This is a genomic window from Calidifontimicrobium sp. SYSU G02091 (assembly GCF_022631395.1).
Lineage (GTDB): Bacteria > Pseudomonadota > Gammaproteobacteria > Burkholderiales > Burkholderiaceae_C > Calidifontimicrobium > Calidifontimicrobium sediminis.
Genome location: NZ_JALBGB010000008.1, coordinates 1 through 18,861, shown reverse-complemented (window position 1 = coordinate 18,861; position 18,861 = coordinate 1). Strand labels below are relative to the sequence as shown.

The 18,861-nt window shown below is 72.7% G+C and carries 16 protein-coding genes; 8 read left to right on the top strand and 8 right to left on the bottom strand.

Features of this window, described 5'->3' with window-relative positions; genetic code table 11:
- Positions 1-8 precede the first annotated feature (8 nt).
- Complete coding sequence (locus MOJ79_RS07225) at positions 9-1,715, bottom strand: M14 family metallopeptidase (RefSeq protein WP_241923531.1); 1,707 nt, start codon at positions 1,713-1,715, stop codon at positions 9-11.
- A gap of 123 nt (positions 1,716-1,838) precedes the next feature.
- Here MOJ79_RS07225 and MOJ79_RS07220 point away from each other — a divergent pair, with 123 nt between their 5' ends.
- The 5 genes from MOJ79_RS07220 to MOJ79_RS07200 are packed head-to-tail and all read left to right on the top strand — an operon-like array spanning position 1,839 to position 7,871.
- On the top strand, positions 1,839-2,024 hold the full coding sequence (locus MOJ79_RS07220) for a hypothetical protein (protein WP_241923530.1): 186 nt from the start codon (positions 1,839-1,841) through the stop codon (positions 2,022-2,024).
- Between the two features lie 12 nt (positions 2,025-2,036).
- Complete coding sequence (locus MOJ79_RS07215) at positions 2,037-3,929, top strand: extracellular solute-binding protein (RefSeq protein WP_241923529.1); 1,893 nt, start codon at positions 2,037-2,039, stop codon at positions 3,927-3,929.
- A gap of 19 nt (positions 3,930-3,948) precedes the next feature.
- The gene (locus tag MOJ79_RS07210) at positions 3,949-4,983 is read left to right on the top strand and encodes a microcin C ABC transporter permease YejB (protein WP_241923528.1); all 1,035 of its coding nucleotides are present in this window, start codon (positions 3,949-3,951) and stop codon (positions 4,981-4,983) included.
- A gap of 10 nt (positions 4,984-4,993) precedes the next feature.
- Entirely contained in the window at positions 4,994-6,076 is a 1,083-nt protein-coding gene (locus tag MOJ79_RS07205) for an ABC transporter permease (protein ID WP_442863101.1), read from the top strand.
- Positions 6,077-6,131: 55 nt separating this feature from the next.
- Positions 6,132-7,871 carry a PglL family O-oligosaccharyltransferase gene (locus MOJ79_RS07200; protein ID WP_241923527.1) on the top strand — a complete coding sequence of 580 codons (1,740 nt, stop codon included), beginning with the start codon at positions 6,132-6,134 and terminating at the stop codon, positions 7,869-7,871.
- A gap of 11 nt (positions 7,872-7,882) precedes the next feature.
- On the opposite strand, the gene moaC is transcribed toward MOJ79_RS07200, so the two are convergent.
- Positions 7,883-8,365, bottom strand: coding sequence for a cyclic pyranopterin monophosphate synthase MoaC (gene moaC, locus MOJ79_RS07195; RefSeq protein ID WP_119289883.1), 483 nt, complete (start codon positions 8,363-8,365; stop codon positions 7,883-7,885).
- A 104-nt stretch (positions 8,366-8,469) separates the two neighbouring features.
- Between moaC and MOJ79_RS07190 the strand changes: the two genes are divergently transcribed.
- Positions 8,470-10,029, top strand: coding sequence for a M48 family metalloprotease (locus MOJ79_RS07190; RefSeq protein ID WP_241923526.1), 1,560 nt, complete (start codon positions 8,470-8,472; stop codon positions 10,027-10,029).
- Positions 10,030-10,306: 277 nt separating this feature from the next.
- On the opposite strand, the gene MOJ79_RS07185 is transcribed toward MOJ79_RS07190, so the two are convergent.
- Positions 10,307-10,663, bottom strand: a complete 357-nt coding sequence (locus MOJ79_RS07185; RefSeq protein ID WP_241923525.1) for a phage holin family protein — start codon at positions 10,661-10,663, stop codon at positions 10,307-10,309.
- Positions 10,664-10,905: 242 nt separating this feature from the next.
- Here MOJ79_RS07185 and MOJ79_RS07180 point away from each other — a divergent pair, with 242 nt between their 5' ends.
- Entirely contained in the window at positions 10,906-11,322 is a 417-nt protein-coding gene (locus MOJ79_RS07180) for an SWIB/MDM2 domain-containing protein (RefSeq protein WP_241923524.1), read from the top strand.
- A 63-nt stretch (positions 11,323-11,385) separates the two neighbouring features.
- On the opposite strand, the gene MOJ79_RS07175 is transcribed toward MOJ79_RS07180, so the two are convergent.
- The 4 genes from MOJ79_RS07175 to uvrA form a co-directional block, all read right to left on the bottom strand.
- The gene (locus MOJ79_RS07175; RefSeq protein WP_241923523.1) at positions 11,386-12,255 is read right to left on the bottom strand and encodes an amidohydrolase family protein; all 870 of its coding nucleotides are present in this window, start codon (positions 12,253-12,255) and stop codon (positions 11,386-11,388) included.
- A gap of 7 nt (positions 12,256-12,262) precedes the next feature.
- A complete protein-coding gene (locus tag MOJ79_RS07170; protein ID WP_241923522.1) occupies positions 12,263-12,931 on the bottom strand; it encodes a dienelactone hydrolase family protein in 669 nt (222 codons plus the stop codon).
- Between the two features lie 19 nt (positions 12,932-12,950).
- On the bottom strand, positions 12,951-13,568 hold the full coding sequence (locus tag MOJ79_RS07165; RefSeq protein ID WP_241923521.1) for a 2-hydroxychromene-2-carboxylate isomerase: 618 nt from the start codon (positions 13,566-13,568) through the stop codon (positions 12,951-12,953).
- A gap of 84 nt (positions 13,569-13,652) precedes the next feature.
- Entirely contained in the window at positions 13,653-16,559 is a 2,907-nt protein-coding gene (gene uvrA, locus MOJ79_RS07160; protein ID WP_241923520.1) for an excinuclease ABC subunit UvrA, read from the bottom strand.
- Positions 16,560-16,775: 216 nt separating this feature from the next.
- Here uvrA and MOJ79_RS07155 point away from each other — a divergent pair, with 216 nt between their 5' ends.
- Positions 16,776-17,816 carry an MBL fold metallo-hydrolase gene (locus MOJ79_RS07155; protein ID WP_241923519.1) on the top strand — a complete coding sequence of 347 codons (1,041 nt, stop codon included), beginning with the start codon at positions 16,776-16,778 and terminating at the stop codon, positions 17,814-17,816.
- Between the two features lie 85 nt (positions 17,817-17,901).
- Here MOJ79_RS07155 and cobA read toward each other — a convergent pair whose 3' ends face one another.
- Entirely contained in the window at positions 17,902-18,738 is an 837-nt protein-coding gene (cobA, locus tag MOJ79_RS07150) for a uroporphyrinogen-III C-methyltransferase (protein WP_241923518.1), read from the bottom strand.
- Positions 18,739-18,861 lie beyond the last annotated feature (123 nt).

The following is an 18,861-nucleotide window of genomic DNA, read 5'->3' as shown; positions in this document are numbered from 1 at the left end:
CGCGCCGGTCAGTCGAGCACGACCTCGGTGCGCACCGCACCGGCGCGGTCGCAGCGCGCCGTCAGCGGCAGCCGCGTGCCGGCCGGCGCGCGCACGATCCACTCGGCCACCGCGCGGTCGGCGGTCAGCTCACGGTTCGGCAGAAACGCGAGCAGCGAGTTCTTCGGCGCGTGGCCGGCCAGGTGCGGCCCCTCGACACGCGGCTTGCCGGCCACGAGCGACACCGCCGGCGCGCGGCCCGCGTCGGGCAGGTGGATCTCGAACACGACGCCGCGCACTGTCCTGCGGTCGAGCGCGCGCTGCGTGACGTGGCTCGGCAGGTAGCCCGCGTTGGCCACCGCGAAGCGCACGCGCCACGTGTCGTCGCCGAGGCGCTGCACCTCGGTGCGCAGCAGCTCGAGCTTCGGCAGGCTGAGCGCGAGCTGCGTCAGCCACGCCGGGAAGCGCGCCGCCTCCCGCTCACGCAACGCCGGCGGCGGGTTGCGCCAGAAGTTCATCTTGTCCCAGCCGCCGATCTCGACCTCGCCGAGCTGCGGGTGCTGGAACGGCGTCCAGTCGACGTAGGCCTGGCCGCCGCAGTGCTCGTCGCTCCACTTCAGCAGCTTGAGGTCGTCGGCCACCGGGTGGTCGCGGTACCACTCGATCCATTGATAGTCGGTGATGCCGGCTTCCTTGTTCGGCGCCCAGATCTCGACCGTCCAGAACAGCGCGCCGAGGTGCTCGTAGACCCAGTCCTGCGTGCCGGTGATGATCTCCTTCGGGTGGTACTTGAACTCGTGGAAGATGCTGATCGCCGGGTAGCCGGTGAGCTTCGCGCCGATGTCCGACAGGCGCTTGTACATCCACAGGTCCTCGGGCGTCATGTCGTCGTCGGACTGCGTGCCCATCGGCCGCAGGATGACGCCGCTGTGCGTGTGAAAGCTCACCGCGGCGCCGATGTTCGGGTGCGCGACGAAGAAGTCGACCATCGCGCGCACCTCGGGCTCGCTCACCGGGTACGGCCCGGCGCCCGGCTGCTCGAACTCCTGCCGCCAGTACGCGGGGAAGTTGCGGTTGAGGTCCAGGCCCTCCCTGTCCTTGTTCGCGGTGATCGTCAGGCCGTCGAAGTTCTTCAGCGTGCCCTCGGGAATGACGCGGTAGTACGTGCCGCCGAACTCGCCGGGCTCGCGCGGCACCATCAGCCGCGGCTCGTCGGGGTGGCACTTGTAGGGCCCGTGCGGGTCGCGGATGCGCATGCTGAGGATGCGCCCGTCGCCGTCGACGTCTTCGATCGTCAGCCCGTCGACCGGCGCCTCGTCGTACGGGTACGGCCGCGTCGAGCTGCGGATGTGGCGCGGGCGCTCGGCGAGCGCGAGCTCGGCGCCGTCGGGGTTCAGCCGCGGGCACAGATAGACCGCGCGCGTGTCGAGCAGCTGCGTGACCTGCGCATCGCTGCCGTAGCGCGTGACGAGCTGGTGCAGCCAGTACAGGCACGCGGTGCACGCCGTCAGCTCGGCGGCGTGGATGTTGCCGTCGACCCAGAACGCGGGCTTGTCGGTGTCGGCGCCGGTGGCGGTGTTCGTGACGGTGACGAGCCAGATCTCGCGTCCTTCCCAGCTCCTGCCGATCGAGCGCACCGCGACGAGGTCGGGCCGCGCGGCGGCGTAGCCGTGCAGCAGGCGGGTCAGCTCGTCGTGGCGCGGGAAGCGGGAGAAATCGGGGGTCGGCAGCGGCATGGGCGGCGGGCAAGACGGCGGTCGGCGCGATTCTCGGCCAGCGGCGGTGGCGGCACGCCCGGCCGCGACGACGCAGAATCGAGGCGTTGCCGAGGATTCGCATCGATGCCGCTGCATTGCGCCATGCACCACACCGCTGCCGCGGGTCGGCTGCCCGCGTCGACGCGGAGGCTGCGCACCAACGTCGTCGCGCCGGGCCGTGACGCCGCCACCGGGCGCGCGCCTGCTGACGCCGCCGCCGGGCGCGTGCCGGCGCTTTGGCGTGCGCTGCAGCCCGGTACCGGCGCACAGACCACGGCCGGCGGCTGACGCGCGCGGGCGATGCGACGCACAGCCGTTTCGATCGCCGCCTGGCTCGGCACGCTGGTCGCCGTGCTGGTCGCGGCACTGGCCGTGTCACCCGCACGCGCCGACGACGGCGAAGGCTGGACGCACGGCTACGCCGCGTTCGGCGCGCCGAAGTACCCGCCCGGCTTCACGCACTTCGAGTACGTCGAGCCGAACGCACCGAAGGGCGGCACGCTGTACCTGCGCAACCCCGACCGGCGCACCAGCTTCGACAAGTTCAACCCGTTCACGACGCGCGGCAACGCGCCGGCGGGTCTGTCGATCTTCATGTTCGAGCCGCTGGCGGTGATGTCGGGCGACGAGCCGCAGACGATGTACGGGCTGCTCGCGCAGTCGATGCGCGTCGCGCCCGACCGCTCGTCGGTCACGTTCCGCCTGCACCCGCAGGCACGCTTCACGAACGGCGACCCGGTGACGGCTGCCGACGTGCAGCACAGCTTCGCGATGCAGTCGGGGCCTCATGCGGCGCCGGGGCTGCGCGCGGTGCTCGCCGTTGTCGAGCGCGCGACGGTGCTCGACGAGCGCACGATCCGCTTCGACCTGAAGGAGCGCACCGCCGACGCCGTGTTCACCGTCGGCACGCTGCGCGTGTTCTCGCGCAAGTGGGGCGCGCAGCCGGATGGCACGCTACGCCGCTTCGACGAGATCGTCAGCGAGCACCCGATCACCAGCGGCCCGTACACGATCGCGCGCGCCGACGGCGGGCGGCGCATCGAGTTCGTGCGCGACCCGAACTACTGGGCGCGCGACCTGCCGGTGCGCCGCGGCTTCTTCAACTTCGACCGCGTCGTCTACCGGTACTACCGCGACGCGGCGATCGCACGCGAGGCGTTCAAGGCCGGCGAGTTCGACATCCTGCGCGAGTACTCGTCGCGCGCGTGGGTGCGCCAGCACGTCGGGCCGAAGTGGGACGACGGGCGCATCGTCAAGGACCCGTTCGAGACGCAGGTCGGCCAGGGGATGCAGTCGTACCAGCTGAACCTGCGCCGCCCCAAGTTCCAGGACCTGCGCGTGCGCCGCGCGCTCGACCTGACCTACGATTTCGACACGCTCAACCGGCTGAAGGCGTTCAAGCGCGTCGAGAGCGTGTTCAGCAACTCCGACTTCGCCGCGCAGGGCGAGCCGAGCGCGGCCGAGCTCGCGCTTCTCGAGCCGTTTCGCGCCGAGCTGCCGCCCGAGGTGTTCGGGCCGGCGTACCGCGCACCCACGACCGGCGGCGAGCCGGCGCGGCTGCGCGCGAACCTGCTGCGCGCGCGCGCGCTGCTGCAGGAGGCCGGCTGGACGCTCGCGCCCGACGGCAAGCTGCGCAACGCCGCCGGCGAGGCCTTCGTGATCGAATACCTGTCGCCCAGCGAGGGCGCGCGCATGCCCGACTGGGAGCTGAACCTGAGCAAGCTCGGCATCGAGCTGAAGGTGCGCAGCGTCGACTTCGCGCTGTACCGCCGCCGGCTCGAGACCTTCGACTTCGACATGATTACGATCGTCGAGTCCGACTTCCAGCTGCCCAACGCGTCGGACCTCGTCAACAGCTACGGCAGCAAGGCTGCCGACGAGCCGGGCAGCAGCAACTTCCGCGGCGTCAAGAGCCGCGCCGCCGACGCCGTGCTGCAGGCGATGGCCCGCGCCACGACGCTCGACGAGCTGCGCACCGCCGCGCGCGCGTTCGACCGCATCGTGATGTGGAGCGCGTGGCAGGTGCCCGACCTGTACGCCGCCGACGAGAAGGCGAGCTACTGGAACCGCTTCGGCAAGCCCCGCGTGCGGCCGAAGTACTTCACCATCGAGAGCGCGCTGTCGGACAACCCGGCGTGGGCCGTCACGACGTGGTGGGCCGACGACTCGCTGCCCGGCAGCCGGCGCAAGTAGGCGGCCGCGAAAGGACCCGATGCTCGGCTACATCGTCAAGCGCATCCTGCTGATGGTGCCGACGCTGCTCGGCGCGCTGACGATCACGTTCGTCGTGATCCAGTTCGTGCCCGGCGGGCCGATCGAGCAGATCCTGGCCGAGGCGCGCACCGCCGGCGGCGGCGAGGGTGGCGTGTACCGCGCCGGGCGCGACAGCGACGCGAAGCAGATCGAGGAGCTGAAGAAGCTGTACGGCTTCGACAAGCCGGCGCACGTGCGCTACGTCGAGATGCTCGGCGCGTTCCTGCGCTTCGACCTCGGCACCAGCTTCCTGCACAACAAGCCGGTGTGGGACCTGATCAAGGAGAAGCTGCCGGTGTCGATCAGCCTCGGGCTGTGGACCTTCGTGATCTCGTACCTGATCTCGCTGCCGCTGGGCATCGCGAAGGCGGTGCGCGAGGGCACGCGCTTCGACGCGCTGACCTCGCTCGTCGTGCTGGTGGGCTTCGCGATTCCCGGCTTCGTGCTCGGCGTGCTGCTGATCGTGCTGTTCGCCGGCGGCACCTACCTCGAGTGGTTCCCGCTGCGCGGGCTGACCTCCGACGACTGGCACGAGCTGAGCTGGCCGATGCGCATCGTCGACTACCTGTGGCACCTCGCGCTGCCGCTGACCTGCTTCGTGATCGGCAGCTTCGCGGTGACGACGCTGCTGACGAAGAACACCTTCGTCGAGGAGATGCGCAAGCAGTACGTGCTGGTCGCGCGCGCGAAGGGGCTCTCGGAGAAGCGCGTGCTGTGGAAGCACGTGTTCCGCAACGCGCTGATCCCGCTCGTCACCGGCTTTCCGGCCGCGTTCGTCGGCGCGTTCTTCGCCGGTTCGGTGCTGATCGAGACGCTGTTCTCGCTCGACGGGCTGGGGCTGCTCGGCTTCGAGTCGGTGACGCGGCGCGACTACCCCGTCGTGCTCGGCTCGCTGTACCTGTTCACGCTGATCGCGCTGGTCGTCAAGCTGGTGTCGGACGTGCTGTACGTCGTCATCGACCCGCGCGTGCAGTTCGGCTCGGTCGGCCGCTGAGCAGCCCCCGATGAGCGCCGTGCTGCCCCCCGTCGCGACACCCGAGCCCGGCGCCCCGCCGCGGCCGGCGCTCCAGCCGATGTCGCCGAACCAGCGCGCGTGGGCGCGCTTCAAGCGCAACCGCCTCGGCGTCGTCTCGCTGTGGGTGTTCGTCGCGATGCTCGTCGTCGCGACCTTCGCCGAGCTGATCAGCAACGACCGCCCGCTCGTCGCGCGCTACGAGGGCACGACGTATTTCCCGCTGCTCAAGAACCACCCCGAGACGACGTTCGGCGGCGACTTCGGCACCCCTACCGACTGGACCGACCCGTTCATCGCCGAGCAGTTCGCGAAGCCCGGCCACTGGGCCGTCTTCACGCTCAACCGTCACGGCGCCGACAGCAGCAACTACTTCACCAAGAAGATCGACCCCGCGCCGCCGTCGGCCGACAACTGGCTCGGCACCGACAGCAACGGCCGCGACATGGTCGCGCGGCTGCTGTACGGCTTCCGCGTCAGCATCTGGTTCGCGATCGCGCTGACCGTCACCGGCACGCTGCTGGGCATCGCCGCCGGCGCACTGATGGGCTACTTCGGCGGGCGCATCGACCTGACGCTGCAGCGGCTGATCGAGATCTGGGCCGCGGTGCCCGAGCTGTACCTGCTGATCATCTTCGCCAGCATCTTCGAGCCGTCGCTGCTGCTGCTGCTCGTGCTGCTGAGCCTGTGGGGCTGGATGGGGCTGTCGGACTACGTGCGCGCCGAATTCCTGCGCAACCGCGCGCTCGAGTTCGTCAAGGCCGCGCGCGCGCTCGGCCTGACCGACGGCCAGATCATCTGGCGCCACGTGCTGCCGAACTCGCTGACGCCGGTCATCACGTTCCTGCCGTTCCGCATGAGCGGCGCGATCGTCGCGCTGACCTCGCTCGACTTCCTCGGCCTGGGCGTGCCGCCGTCGGTGCCGTCGCTCGGCGACCTGCTGCGCCAGGGCAAGGCCAACCTCGACGCGTGGTGGATCATCGTGCCGACCTTCGTGCTGCTCGTGCTGACGATGCTGCTGCTGACCTTCATCGGCGACGCGCTGCGCGACGCATTCGACACGCGCAAGTCGTGACGCGCACCGGCCCCACCGGCGGCGCGCGCGTCGCGCCCGCCCGCATGACGCTCGCATGACGCCCGCACCGCCGGCGGCCACCGCCCGCGCCGAGCGCCTGCTCGCGGTGACCGGCGTCGCCGCCGTCGCGGTGCCGGTGCTGATCGCGTTCAACCTGCCGCCGTCGTCGACCTTCTTCAACCAGGCCACGGCGTTCGGCCTGTGGGGGCTGTTCGTCGCCGCGGCGGCGTGGCGCGTGCGCACCGACGTCGCCGCGGCACTGCGCGCGACGTGGCCGCTGTGGGCGGTGCTCGCCGCGGTCGGCGCTTTCGCGCTCGCCGGCTGGCTCGCGGGCCCGCTGGCGGCCAGCCTCGTGCTCGCGCCGCTGGGCGTGCTCGCCGCGGCGACGGTGGTGCTCGTCGCCGCGGCGGGCGGCGCGGCGCGGGTGCCGGCGGCGCGCGCGTTCGCGCTCGGCCTCGTCGTCGCCGGCGCGCTGAACGCGCTCGTCGCGCTGGTGCAGGTGTTCGCGCCGGGCTGGGCCGACGGCGACTGGATCGCGCGTTCGACGCTGCCCGGCCGCGCGGTCGGCAACCTGCGCCAGCCGAACCACCTCGCGACGCTGCTGCTGTGGGCCGCGATCGCGCTGGTGCCCTTCGTCGACCGCGCGCGCGACGCGCGCACCGTCGCGCTGGCCGCGCTGGTGTGGGCGGTGCTCGTCGTCGCGACGCAGCTCACCGGCTCGCGCACCGGGCTGCTCGGCGTCGGGCTGCTCGCGCTGTGGGGTCTCGTCGACCGGCGGCTGGGCCGGCGTGCACGTGCACTGCTGTGGACGGCGCCGCTGCTGTACGCGCTGGCGTGGGCCGCGGCGGCGCTCGCCGCGCAGCAGGGCTGGGGCACGTTCGGCACCGCGACGCGCGCCGCGCAGGCCGACCCGTCGAGCTCGCGCTTCGCGATCTGGTCGGACACGCTGGCGCTGATCGCCGCGCAGCCGTGGACCGGGGTCGGCTTCGAGCGCTTCAACTTCGCGTGGACGCTGACGCCGTTCCCGCAGCGGCCGGTCGCCTACTTCGACCACACGCACAACCTGCCGCTGCAGTTCGCCGTCGAGTTCGGTGTGCCGGCCACCGTCGCGCTGACGGCGCTGCTCGCGATTGCGCTCGCGCGCGCGTGGCGCGCCGCGCGCACCGGGCGCGACGGCGTCTGGCGGCGCGCCTTCGTCGCGCTGATCGTGCTCGTCGGCACGCACAGCCTGCTCGAGTATCCGCTGTGGTACGCCCACTTCCTGCTGCCGGCGGCGTGGGCGTGGGGGGCCTGCCTCGCACCGGCGCCGGGCGGGTCCGACGGCGCAGCGCCACGGCGCCTGGGCCTCGTCGTCGCCGGGCTCGCGATGGCGCTCGCGGCGCTGGCGGCCACCGCCGACTACCTGCGCGTGGCGCGCATCTTCACGGTGTCGGCCGGCGCGGCACCGCTCGCGCAGCGCATCGCCAGCGGCCAGGCCAGCCCGCTGTTCGGTCACCACGCCGACTACGCCGCGGCGACGACGGCACAGCGGCCGTCGCAGGCGCTGCCGGCGTTCGGGCGCGCCGCGTACCACCTGCTCGACGCACGGCTGCTCGGCGCGTGGGCGCGCGCGCTCGACGAGGCCGGCGACAGCGAGCGCGCGCGCTACGTCGCCGCGCGTCTGCGCGAGTTCCGCCGCCCCGACGCACAGGCCTTCTTCAAGGACTGCGACACGGTGCCGGCGGGAACGCCGGTGCCGCCGTTCCCGTGCGCGGCACCGACGCGGCCGCTGACGTGGCGCGACTTCGAGCGCTGAAGCGCCGCGGCTCAGCCGGCCGCGACCCAGTGCCCCGACTTGCCGCCGCGCTTCTCGAGCAGGCGCACGCCGTCGATGACCATGCCGCGATCGACGGCCTTGCACATGTCGTAGACGGTCAGCAGGCCGACCTGCACCGCCGTGAGCGCCTCCATCTCGACGCCGGTGCGCCCGAGCGTCTCGACCTGCGCGGTGCAGTGCACCGCGTGCTGCGCCTCGTCGAGCTCGAACTCGACGGCGACCTTGGTCAGCGCCAGCGGGTGGCACAGCGGGATCAGGTCGGCGGTGCGCTTGGCGCCCTGGATCGCCGCGATGCGCGCGACGCCGATCACGTCGCCCTTCTTCGCGCTGCCGCTCTTCACGAGCTCGAAGGTCGCCGGCTGCATGCGGATCGTGCCGGTCGCGCGCGCGACGCGGTGCGTCGCGTCCTTCGCGGCGACGTCGACCATGTGCGCCTGGCCGTGGGCGTCGAAGTGCGTCAGCGGTGAAGTCATGGAAACTTGCGGGCAACGTGGCGGTGCGATGATTGTCGGCCCTGCGCACTGAATCGGCACCGCGGCGCGCGCTCCAAGCGCATGCGCCACCTCGCCGTCCACCGTTGAAAAAGTCCCTCGTCCACCTCGTCGCTGCCGCGCTCGTCGCGTCCGGCTGGCCTGCGGCCGCGCCGGCGCAGGTGCGGCTGCCCGCGCTCGGCGACGCCGTCGCCGACGACTTTCCCGTCAGCACCGAGCGCCGGCTGGGCGAACAGATCATGCGCGAGGTGCGGCGCGACGCGGCGTACCTCGACGACCCGCTGCTGCTCGACTACCTGCAGTCGCTGTGGGCGCCGCTGGTGGCCGCGGCGCGCACGCGCGGCGACATCGGCGCCGACATCGACGCCGCGTTTGCGTGGCAGGTCTTCCTCGTCAGCGACCGCGCCGTCAACGCGTTCGCGCTGCCCGGCGGCCACGTCGGCGTGCACCTCGGGCTGATCGCGATGACGGCGCAGCGCGACGAACTGGCGTCGGTGCTCGCGCACGAGCTCGCGCACGTGACGCAGCGCCACATCGCGCGGCGCATCGCGAGCTCGCAGCGCATGAGCGTCGTCGGCATGACGGCGATCCTGCTCGGGCTGATCGCCGCCAGCCGCGCCGGCAGCGCCGACGCGGCGCAGGCGGCCGTCGTCGGCGGGCAGGCGGCGATGGTGCAGCAGCAGCTGAACTACTCGCGCGACATGGAGCGCGAGGCCGACCGCATCGGCTGGGGCGTTTTCATCGACGCCGGCTACGAGCCGCAGGGCATGGCCTTCATGTTCGAGCGCCTCGCGCAGGCGTCGCGCCTCGTCGACGACAACAGCTTCCCGTACCTGCGCACGCACCCGCTGACGGTCGAGCGCATCGGCGAGGCGCGCTCGCGGCTCGAGGCCGCTGCCGCACGGCGCGCGCCGCCACCGAACGTGTTCGAGCACCCGCTGATGCAGGCGCGCGCGCGCGTGCTGATGGACACCGGCGTGCAGGCGCTGCGCCGAGTGCAGGCGCAGGTGGCGCCCGCCGACGCCGGCGTGCCCGAGCGGCTCGCGGTGCACTACGGGCAGGCGCTCGCGTCGCTGCGCCTGAACGAGCCGGCCGCCGCCGAGCGCGCGCTCGCCGACGCGCGTGCGCTGCTGCGCGCGAGCCCTCGGCTCGACGCGCACGACGTGCGCGCGGCGCGCGCGCTCGACCTGCTCGACGCCGAGGTGCGCGTCGCCCGCGGCGATGCCGCCGGCGCCGTCGCGCTGCTCGACCGCGACGGCGCACCGTCGCGGCCGGTGCTGCTGCAGCGCGCGCACGCGGCACTGGCTGCGCATCGCGCCGGCGCGCCGCCGGCCACGCTGCGCGCGAGCGTCGAGGCACTGCAGACCTGGGTCGCCGAGCGGCGCGACGACGCCGCCGCGTGGTCGCTCCTGGCGCAGGGCGCGGCACTGCTCGGCCAGCCGCTGCGCGCGGTGCGCGCCGAGGCCGAGGTGCAGGCCGCGCTCGGCGATCTGCCCGGCGCGATCGACCGCCTGCGCGCCGGCCAGCGGCTCGCGCGCGAAGGCGGCACCGCCGACTTCATCGAGCTGTCGGTGATCGACGCACGGCTGCGCGAACTGCAGGCCGAGCTGCGCACCCGCCAAGCCGAGCAGCAGCGAGGGGGCTGAGCGCCGCGGCTCCAAGCCCGCCTGCGCGGGCTTGGACGGCGCGAAGGGGCCGAGCTCTGCGAGGCCCAGGGGCAAGCGCCGCGGCTCCAAGCCCCGGCCCGCTGCAGGGACGCAGCGGGCCCTCGCCCGGTCCACGCCCGCGCAGGCGGGCGTGGAGCCGCCGGGCTCGGCCTGCGCGGGCTTGGACGGCGCGAAGGGGCCGAGCTCTGCGAGGCCCAGGACGAGCGCCGCGGCTCCAAGCCCCGGCCCGCTCCACGGAAGCGGTCGAGCCGGCCGATCAGCGCCGGCGACCGAACAGCTGCTCGAGCGCGGCGTCGATGACGAGCGCGCACAGGCTGTAGATCACCGAGCCAATCAGCGCCGCGCCGAACCCGGCGACGTTGAAGTTGTCGAGCAGCGCCGCGGCGGCCCAGAACATCAGTGCGTTGACGACGAACAGGAACAGCCCGAGCGTGACGAGCGTGATCGGCAGCGTCAGCAGCACCAGCACCGGACGCACCAGCGTGTTCAGCAGGCCGAGCACGAGGGCGGCCCACAGCGCCGACGCGTAGCCCGTGACCTGCACACCGGGGTACAGCGACGCGACGAGCAGCAGCGCGCACGCGAGCAGGAACCATCGAAGCAGCAGCAGCATGGACCCAGCATAGCAGTCGCCCGGCGCGCACCGCCGCAGCGTGCGCCGCGGCCGAGTGACGCCTCGCCGCGACAGACGGCGTGGCCCAGCGGCAGAACGTGTGTTTTCAGAGGGAAAACGCCTTCTCAACACATGACGGCAGCATTACCATTCGCGCCGCAGGGCAGATGCGAGAAACGAGGGCTCATGCGGTCCTCGCCCACTCCCGGCACATCAGCAACCACATGATGGAGAAGATCCAAATGGCAACTGCGAAGAAAGCCCCGGCGAAGAAAGCGCCGGCCAAGAAGGCGGCCGCCAAGAAGGCGCCGGCGAAGAAGGCGGCTGCGAAGAAGGCCCCGGCCAAGAAGGTCGCCGCGAAGAAGGCCCCAGCCAAGAAGGCGGCCGCGAAGAAGGCCCCGGCCAAGAAGCGCACGCCGAATGCCGCGTTCATGAAGGCGATGACGCCGAGCGACGCACTGGCCGCGATCATCGGCAAGGGCCCGTACCCGCGCACCGAGGTGACCAAGCGCGTGTGGGACTACATCAAGAAGAACAAGCTGCAGGACGCGGTCAACAAGCGCATGATCAACGCCGACGAGAAGCTCAAGGAGATCTTCAAGAAGGCGCAGGCGTCGATGTTCGAGATGACGAAGATGATCAACGCCCACCTGAAGTGACGGTGGGCCGTGGCCGCCGCGGCGGCCGCGAGCGACGAAGCCGGTGCCCCGCACCGGCTTTTTTCATTCCGGCAGGCCGAACAGCCGCGCGCCGTTGCCCCAGCCGATGCGTCGCGCGACCTCCGGTGGCAGCTCGCCGAGCCAGCGGCGCGCCTCGCCCATCAGCGCCTCGTAGTACTGCCAGCGCGCGTTGACCCAGGTGTCGGAGCCGACGAGGAAGCGCTCGGGGAACTCGAGCATCAGCGCGCGCCACGCGGGCGCGAGGCGCCCGTCGACGACGAGCCCCGGGCGGTACGACAGCTCGCCCATCAGCGTCGGGTGGCGTTGCAGCAGCTCGCGCACGCGCTCGACGGGCACGCCGCCGATCCCGGTGTGGGCCCAGATCAGCCGCGCGTTCGGCGCATGCGCGAACAGCTTCTCGACGGCGACGTCGTCGCAGTGCGCGAGCACGACGAGGCCGCGCGCCTGCGCGAGCTGCATCAGTTCGCGCGCGACCGGGCCGTCGGCGTTGGCGCTGTCGTAGAGGTGGAACTCGCCGAGGCCGCGGTACGGGCCGGCGGCGGTGCCGGTGGCGAGCTCGGCGTCGACCATGCGCGCGATCGCCGGGTCGCGGAACCACGACGCGTAGTCGGTACGGTCGCGGTACAGGCGCACGAACGGCACGACGGTGACGCTGGCCGCGCGCGTCGCGTCGGTGGCCGCGGCGAGCGACTTCGTGCCGTCGTTGGGCCGGCTGTTGGCGACGACGGCGCGCACGCCGCTGCGCTGCATGCGGCCGAGCACGTCGGGCAGCGGATGCGGCTCGCGCGCGTCGTCGTTGTAGTGAAGGTGCGCGTCGAACAGCGGACCGTCGTACGGCGCGGCGAGGCTGGCTGCGGCCGCCGCGGCGAGCGCGAGCGCGGCGACGACGCGGCTGCCACGTCGGGCGTGCATCGCTGCCTCAGCCAATGTGGCGGCGCAGGAACGCGAGCGTGCGCTCGCGCGCGAGCCGCGCCGCCTCGGCGTCGAAGCTTGCACGCTCGTCGCAGTTGAAGCCGTGCAGCGCGTCGTAGACGTGCACCTCGACCTCGGGCCGCTGCCGGCGCAACGCCTCGACGCCGGACAGCGGAATGTGCGTGTCGCGCGCGCCGAAGTGCGCGAGCACCGGGCAGCGCGGTGCGAGCGCAGCGTGCTCGGGGATGCCGCCGCCGTAGTACGGCACCGCGGCGGCGAGGCCGTCGAGCCGGGCCGCGGCAAGCCAGGTCAGCAGCCCGCCCCAGCAGTAGCCGACCATGCCGACGCGGCCGGCGCGCGCGGCGTGCGCGACTGCGGCGGCGAGGTCGAGCAGCGGCCGCTCGTTGCCGCAGGCCTCCTTCAGCGCGCGCCCGCGCTGGATGGCGGCGTCGTCGTAGACGAGCTCGACGCCGCGCTCGACGCGGTCGAACAGCGCCGGCGCCACGGCGAGATAGCCGTCGGCCGCGTAGCCCTCGGCGACGCGGCGGATGTGGCCGTTCAGGCCGAAGATCTCCTGCACGACGACCAGCCCGCCGCGCGGCGCGCCGTCAGGCGCGGCGACCCAGGCAGCGAAGCGGTGGCCGTCGGCGGCCTGCAGCGTGATCGATTCGGGCATCGCGGGCTCCGGGAATGGATCAATCAGGGCGTGCGTCGCCACGCAAGCGGCGCTCGACGAAGTCGAGCCGGTCCTGGCCCCAGAAGATCTCGCCGTCGACGACGTAGCTCGGCGCACCGAACACGCCGGCGTCGATCGCGCGCTGCGTGTAGGCGTCGTACTGCTGGTGCACGCGCTGCGTGTGCGCGTCGTCGAGCCGCGCGAGGCTCAGCCCCTGCTCGCGCAGCAGTTCGCCGAGCACGGCCTCGTCGGCGATGTGGCGCTCCTCGGCCCACACGGCGCGCAGCACGGCACCGGTGAAACGCATCGCGGCGTCGGTGCCGTCCTTCAGGTCGACGGCGATGATCAGCCGCGCCGCGTCGTCGCCCGAGACCGGGAAGTAGCGCGGCTCGGGCACCAGCGGCAGGTTCAGCCAGCGGCTGAAGCGCTTCAGCTCGAGCAGGCGGTACGCCTGGCGCTGCGGCGCGCGCTTGGCCAGCGGCAGCCCGCCACTGGACGGGAACACGCGCCCGCCCAGGTCCACCGGCATCACGCGGACGGCCGCGCCGGCGGCGCGCGCGAGGTCCCAGAAGCGCTGGTGGCCGAGGTAGCACCACGGCGAGTTCGGGGCGAGGTAGTAGTCGACGACGAGTGGCATGCGCGGTCCCTCCGGCCGTCGCCGCGGTGGGCGAGGCGCCGCACCTTACCCGATGTGGCGCGGCCGCGTGCGCGGCGGGGGCGGCTACGCGGCCGCCAGCTTCGCGGCGAGGAAGCGCCCGGTGTGGCTCGCCGCGCAGGCGGCCACGTCCTCCGGCGTGCCGACCGCCACCACCCGCCCGCCGCCGGCACCGCCCTCGGGGCCCATGTCGACGATCCAGTCGGCGGTCTTGATGACGTCGAGGTTGTGCTCGATGACGACGATCGTGTTGCCGGCATCGCGCAGCTGGTGCAGCACCTTCAGCAGCAGCTCGATGTCGGCGAAGTGCAACCCCGTCGTCGGCTCGTCGAGGATGTACAGCGTGCGGCCGGTGTCGCGCTTCGACAGCTCGAGCGCGAGCTTGACGCGCTGCGCCTCGCCGCCCGACAGCGTCGTCGCGCTCTGCCCGAGCTGCACGTAGCCCAGGCCCACGTCGAGCAGCGTGCGCAGCTTGCGCTCGATCGCCGGCACCGCGGCGAAGAAGTCGTGCGCCTCCTCGACCGTCATCGCGAGCACGTCGCGGATGTTGCGCCCCTTGTAGACGATCTCGAGCGTCTCGCGGTTGTAGCGCGCGCCGCCGCAGGTGTCGCACGGCACGTAGACGTCGGGCAGGAAGTGCATCTCGACCTTGGTCACGCCGTCACCCTGGCAGGCCTCGCAGCGGCCGCCGCCGGCCGACGCCGGGACGTTGAAGCTGAAGCGCCCGGGTCCGTAGCCGCGCTCGCGCGCGGTGGGCACCTCGGCGAACAGCTCGCGGATCGGCGTGAACACGCCCGTGTAGGTGGCCGGGTTGCTGCGCGGCGTGCGCCCGATCGGGCTCTGGTCGACGTCGATGACCTTGTCGAACGCGTCGAGGCCCTCGATCTCGTCGTGCGGCGCCGGCTCGAGGTGGCTCTGGTAGAGCTTCCTCGCCACCGCGGCGTACAGCGTGTCGTTGACCAGCGTCGACTTGCCCGAGCCCGACACGCCGGTCACGCAGGTGAACAGCCCGACCGGGATCTCGACGGTGACGCCCTTCAGGTTGTGGCCGCGCGCGCCGACGATGCGCAGCACGCGCGGGTCGGTCTGCGCCGCGAGCGTCGCGCGCCGCCGCGGCACCGCGATGTGCGCGGTGTGCGCGAGGTAGCGCCCGGTCAGCGAGTCGGGGTTCGCCGCCACCTCGGCCGGCGTGCCCTGCGCGACGACACGCCCGCCGTGCACGCCGGCACCCGGGCCCATGTCGATCACGTGGTCGGCGGCGCGGATCATGTCCTCGTCGTGCTCGACGACGAGCACCGAGTTGCCGAGGTCGCGCAGGTGGCGCAGCGTCGCGATCAGGCGCTCATTGTCGCGCTGGTGCAGCCCGATGCTCGGTTCGTCGAGCACGTACATCACGCCCGTCAGCCCCGAGCCGATCTGGCTCGCGAGCCGGATGCGCTGCGCCTCGCCGCCCGACAGCGTGTCGGCGCTGCGCTCGAGGTGGAGGTAATCGAGCCCGACGTCGACGAGGAACTTCAGCCGCGCGCGGATCTCGCGCAGCACCGGCGCCGCGATGCCGGCCTGCGCGCCGTGCAGCCGCAGCGCGTCGAAGTACGCGAGCGCGTCGGCGAGCGTCGCGCGCTCGACCTCGTAGATCGGCTTGCGCTCGCCGTCGGCACCGCGCAGGAACACGTGACGCGCCTCGCGCCGCAGCCGCGTGCCGGCACACGCCGGGCACGGCCGGGCGGCCTGGTAGCGCGCGAGATCCTCGCGCACGGTGGGCGAATCGGTCTCGCGAAAGCGCCGCTCGAAGTTCGGGATGATCCCTTCGAACGGATGGCGGCGCTTGACGGTGCGCACGCGCCCGCCCGCCCCCTCGGCGCGGTAGGTGAACTCGATGTCGGTGTCGCCCGAGCCGTAGAGCACCACCTGGCGGTGTGCGGGCGCGAGCTGCTCGAACGGCGTCTCGATGTCGAAGCCGTAGTGCTTCGCGACGCTCTCGAGCAGCGCGTGCGTGTAGGCGTTGCGCCGGTCCCAGCCCTTGACGGCGCCGCTGGCCAGCGACAGGCTGGGGAAGGCGACGACGCGCTCGGGGTCGAACACGGTGACGCTGCCCAGCCCGTCGCACTGCGGGCACGCGCCCACCGGCGAGTTGAAGCTGAACAGCCGCGGCTCGAGCTCGGGCAGCGCGTAGCTGCACCGCGGGCAGCCGAAGCGTCGGCTGAACACGTGTTCGTCGCCGCGGTCGAGGTCGAGCGCGAGCGCGCGCCCGTCGGCCAGCGCCAGCGCGGCCTCGAAGCTCTCGGCCAGCCGCTGGCGCAGCGCGGCGTCGCCGGCGCGCGTGCGCACGCGGTCGACGACGACGTCGATGTCGTGCTTCTCGCCCTTCTTCAGCGCCGGCAGCGCGTCGGCCTCGACGACGCTGCCGTCGACGCGAAAGCGCACGTAGCCGCGCGACTGCCAGTCGGCGAACAGCTCGGCGAACTCGCCCTTGCGCTCGCGCACGACGGGCGCGAGCACCACGAGCCGCGTGCCCTCGGGCAGCGCGAGCACCGCATCGACCATCTGCGCGACGCTTTGCGCGGCGAGCGGCAGGTCGTGGTCGGGGCAGTACGGCGTGCCGGCGCGCGCGTACAGCAGGCGCAGGTAGTCGTGGATCTCGGTGACGGTGCCCACCGTCGAGCGCGGGTTGTGGCTGGTGGCCTTCTGCTCGATCGCGATCGCCGGCGCCAGTCCCTCGATGACGTCGACGTCGGGCTTGTCCATCAGCTGCAGGAACTGCCGCGCGTAGGCGCTCAGGCTCTCGACGTAGCGCCGCTGCCCCTCGGCGTACAGCGTGTCGAACGCGAGGCTGGACTTGCCCGAGCCCGACAGCCCGGTGATCACGACGAGCGCGTGCTTCGGGATGTCGAGGTCGACGTTCTTCAGGTTGTGCGTGCGCGCGCCGCGCACGCGGATCAGCGACGACGGCGGCGGGAGGGCGGAGGTGGCCATGCGCGCGAGACAGCGAACCGGCCATGATAGCGAGCGCCCCGCGCGAGGACGGGCCCGCCCGTCTTCGCACCGCAGGCCGCGCGCCGGGCCGCGACATCAGCGACGACGGCAGGCCGATCGCCGCCACGCCGGGCGCGCAGCGGCCAGCAACGGGGCGCAAGCCAAGCGCCGACAATATGGCTGCATGCGCATGCAGCATTGCGCGAGGAGCCCGGCATGAGCCCGTTCACCCCCCTGTCGCGCCGCCGCTGGCTGCTCGGCGCCGCGGCCGTCGGCGCCACTGCGGCCGCCGAGTGGCTGCCCGGTGCGCCGCTGGCCACGCTCGCGCGCGCGGCCGACGGCTTCAAGGACTTCTTCGAAGGCTCGCCGGTCAAGGACTACCCGCTGCGCCGCATCAGCGAGCGCGTGTGGATGGTGTGGACGCCCGACGGCTTCCCGACGCCCGAGAACCAGGGAATGATGTCCAACGTCGTGTTCGTCGTCACGCGCGACGGCGTCGTCGTGCTCGACAGCGGCAGCTCGCTGCAGATCGGCCAGATGGCGATCCGGCGCATCAAGACGGTGACCGACAAGCCGGTGATCGCGGTCGTCAACTCGCACTACCACGGCGACCACTGGCTCGGCAACCACGCGTTCCGCGACGCGTTCGGCGAGTCGCTGCCGATCTACGCGCTGCCGGCGTGCATCGACGAGATCGCCGGCGTGCAGGGCAACCTGTGGCGCTCGCTGCTCGAGCGCTGGACCCACGGCGCGACGCTGGGCACGCAGGTCGTCGTGCCGAACCGCCCGGTGGCGCACGGGCAGGAGCTGCGCTTCGGCGACACGACGCTGCGGCTGCACCACTACGGCGTCGCGCACACGCCGTGCGACCTGTCGGTCGAAGTCGTCGAGGATGGCGTGACCTATGTCGGCGACGTCGCGATGCACCGCCGCATCGCGAACATGGACGACGGCAGCTACCTCGGCACGTTCCGGTACTTCGACGCGCTCGAGAAGAACACGAAGAGCCAGGTCTGGGTGCCCGGCCACGGCGACGCCGGGCCGAACCTGCTGCGCGAGAACCGCGAGCTGTTCGAAGGCATCTACCGGCCCTGCGAGCAGGCGGTCAAGGACGGCGTCGCGCTCGAGCAGGCCAAGGCACTCGTGCTCGCCGACCCGCGGGTCAAGAAGTACGCCGCGGTCACGCAGGGCTTCGAGTCGAACATCGGCAAGTACACCAGCCTCGCCTACCTCGAGGCCGAGAAGGAGGCCTTCTAGCGACCCCGGCGCTGCGGCCCCGGCTGAGCGCCGCCTTGCACACCCCGCGCGCCGGCCGCACCGCCAGTGCCGGCCGGGTCGGCCGCTACGCGCCGAACGCCGCGGCCGGCAGGGTCGCGCCGACCGGGTCGAACCACGCCAGCCGCCCGTGCAGGCGCACGACCTCGCCGACGATCGTCAGGCACGGCGAGCGCAGCCCAGCGGCGGCGACCTTGCGCGGCAGGTCGGCCAGCGTCCCGGTGACGACGCGCTGCTCGGGCAGCGTGCCTTGCTGCACGACGGCCGCGGGCATGTCGGCGCGCTGGCCGTGGCCGACGAGCTGCGCGCAGATCGACGGCAGCGCCGACAGGCCCATGTAGATCACGACCGTCTGGCGCTCGCGCACCAGCGCCGGCCAGTCGAGGTCGGCGCTGCCTTCCTTCAGGTGGCCGGTGACGAACAGGCACGACTGCGCGTGGTCGCGGTGCGTCAGCGGGATGCCGGCATAGCTCGACACGCCGCACGCCGCGGTGACGCCGGGCACGACCTCGAACTCGATGCCCTCGGCAGCCAGCGTCTCGATCTCCTCGCCGCCGCGGCCGAAGATGAACGGGTCGCCGCCCTTGAGCCGCACGACGCGCTTGCCCTCGCGCGCCAGCCGCACGAGCAGCGCATTGATGTCGCGCTGCGGCATGCTGTGCTGGCTGCTGCGCTTGCCGGCGTACAGGCGCTCGGCGTGCGGCGCGACGAAGTCGAGCACCTCGGGCGCGACGAGCGCGTCGTAGACGACGGCGTCGGCGTCGCGCAGCAGCCGCACCGCGCGCAGCGTCAGCAGCTCGGGGTCGCCGGGGCCGGCGCCGACGAGCGCGACGCGCCCGCGCGCCGGCGACGGCGTGCGCGCCGGGCGGCGGATCCAGTCGGGCAGGTCGACCATCGTGTTCATCGCTGTCGTCTCCGTGGGTACCGTCGCGCGGCCTCAGAGGCTGAGAGGCAATTGATCGCCGCAGACGCCCGTCGAGTTGGCCTCAAAGCCAGAGGAACGAACGTCACGCGGCGCTGCTGCGCG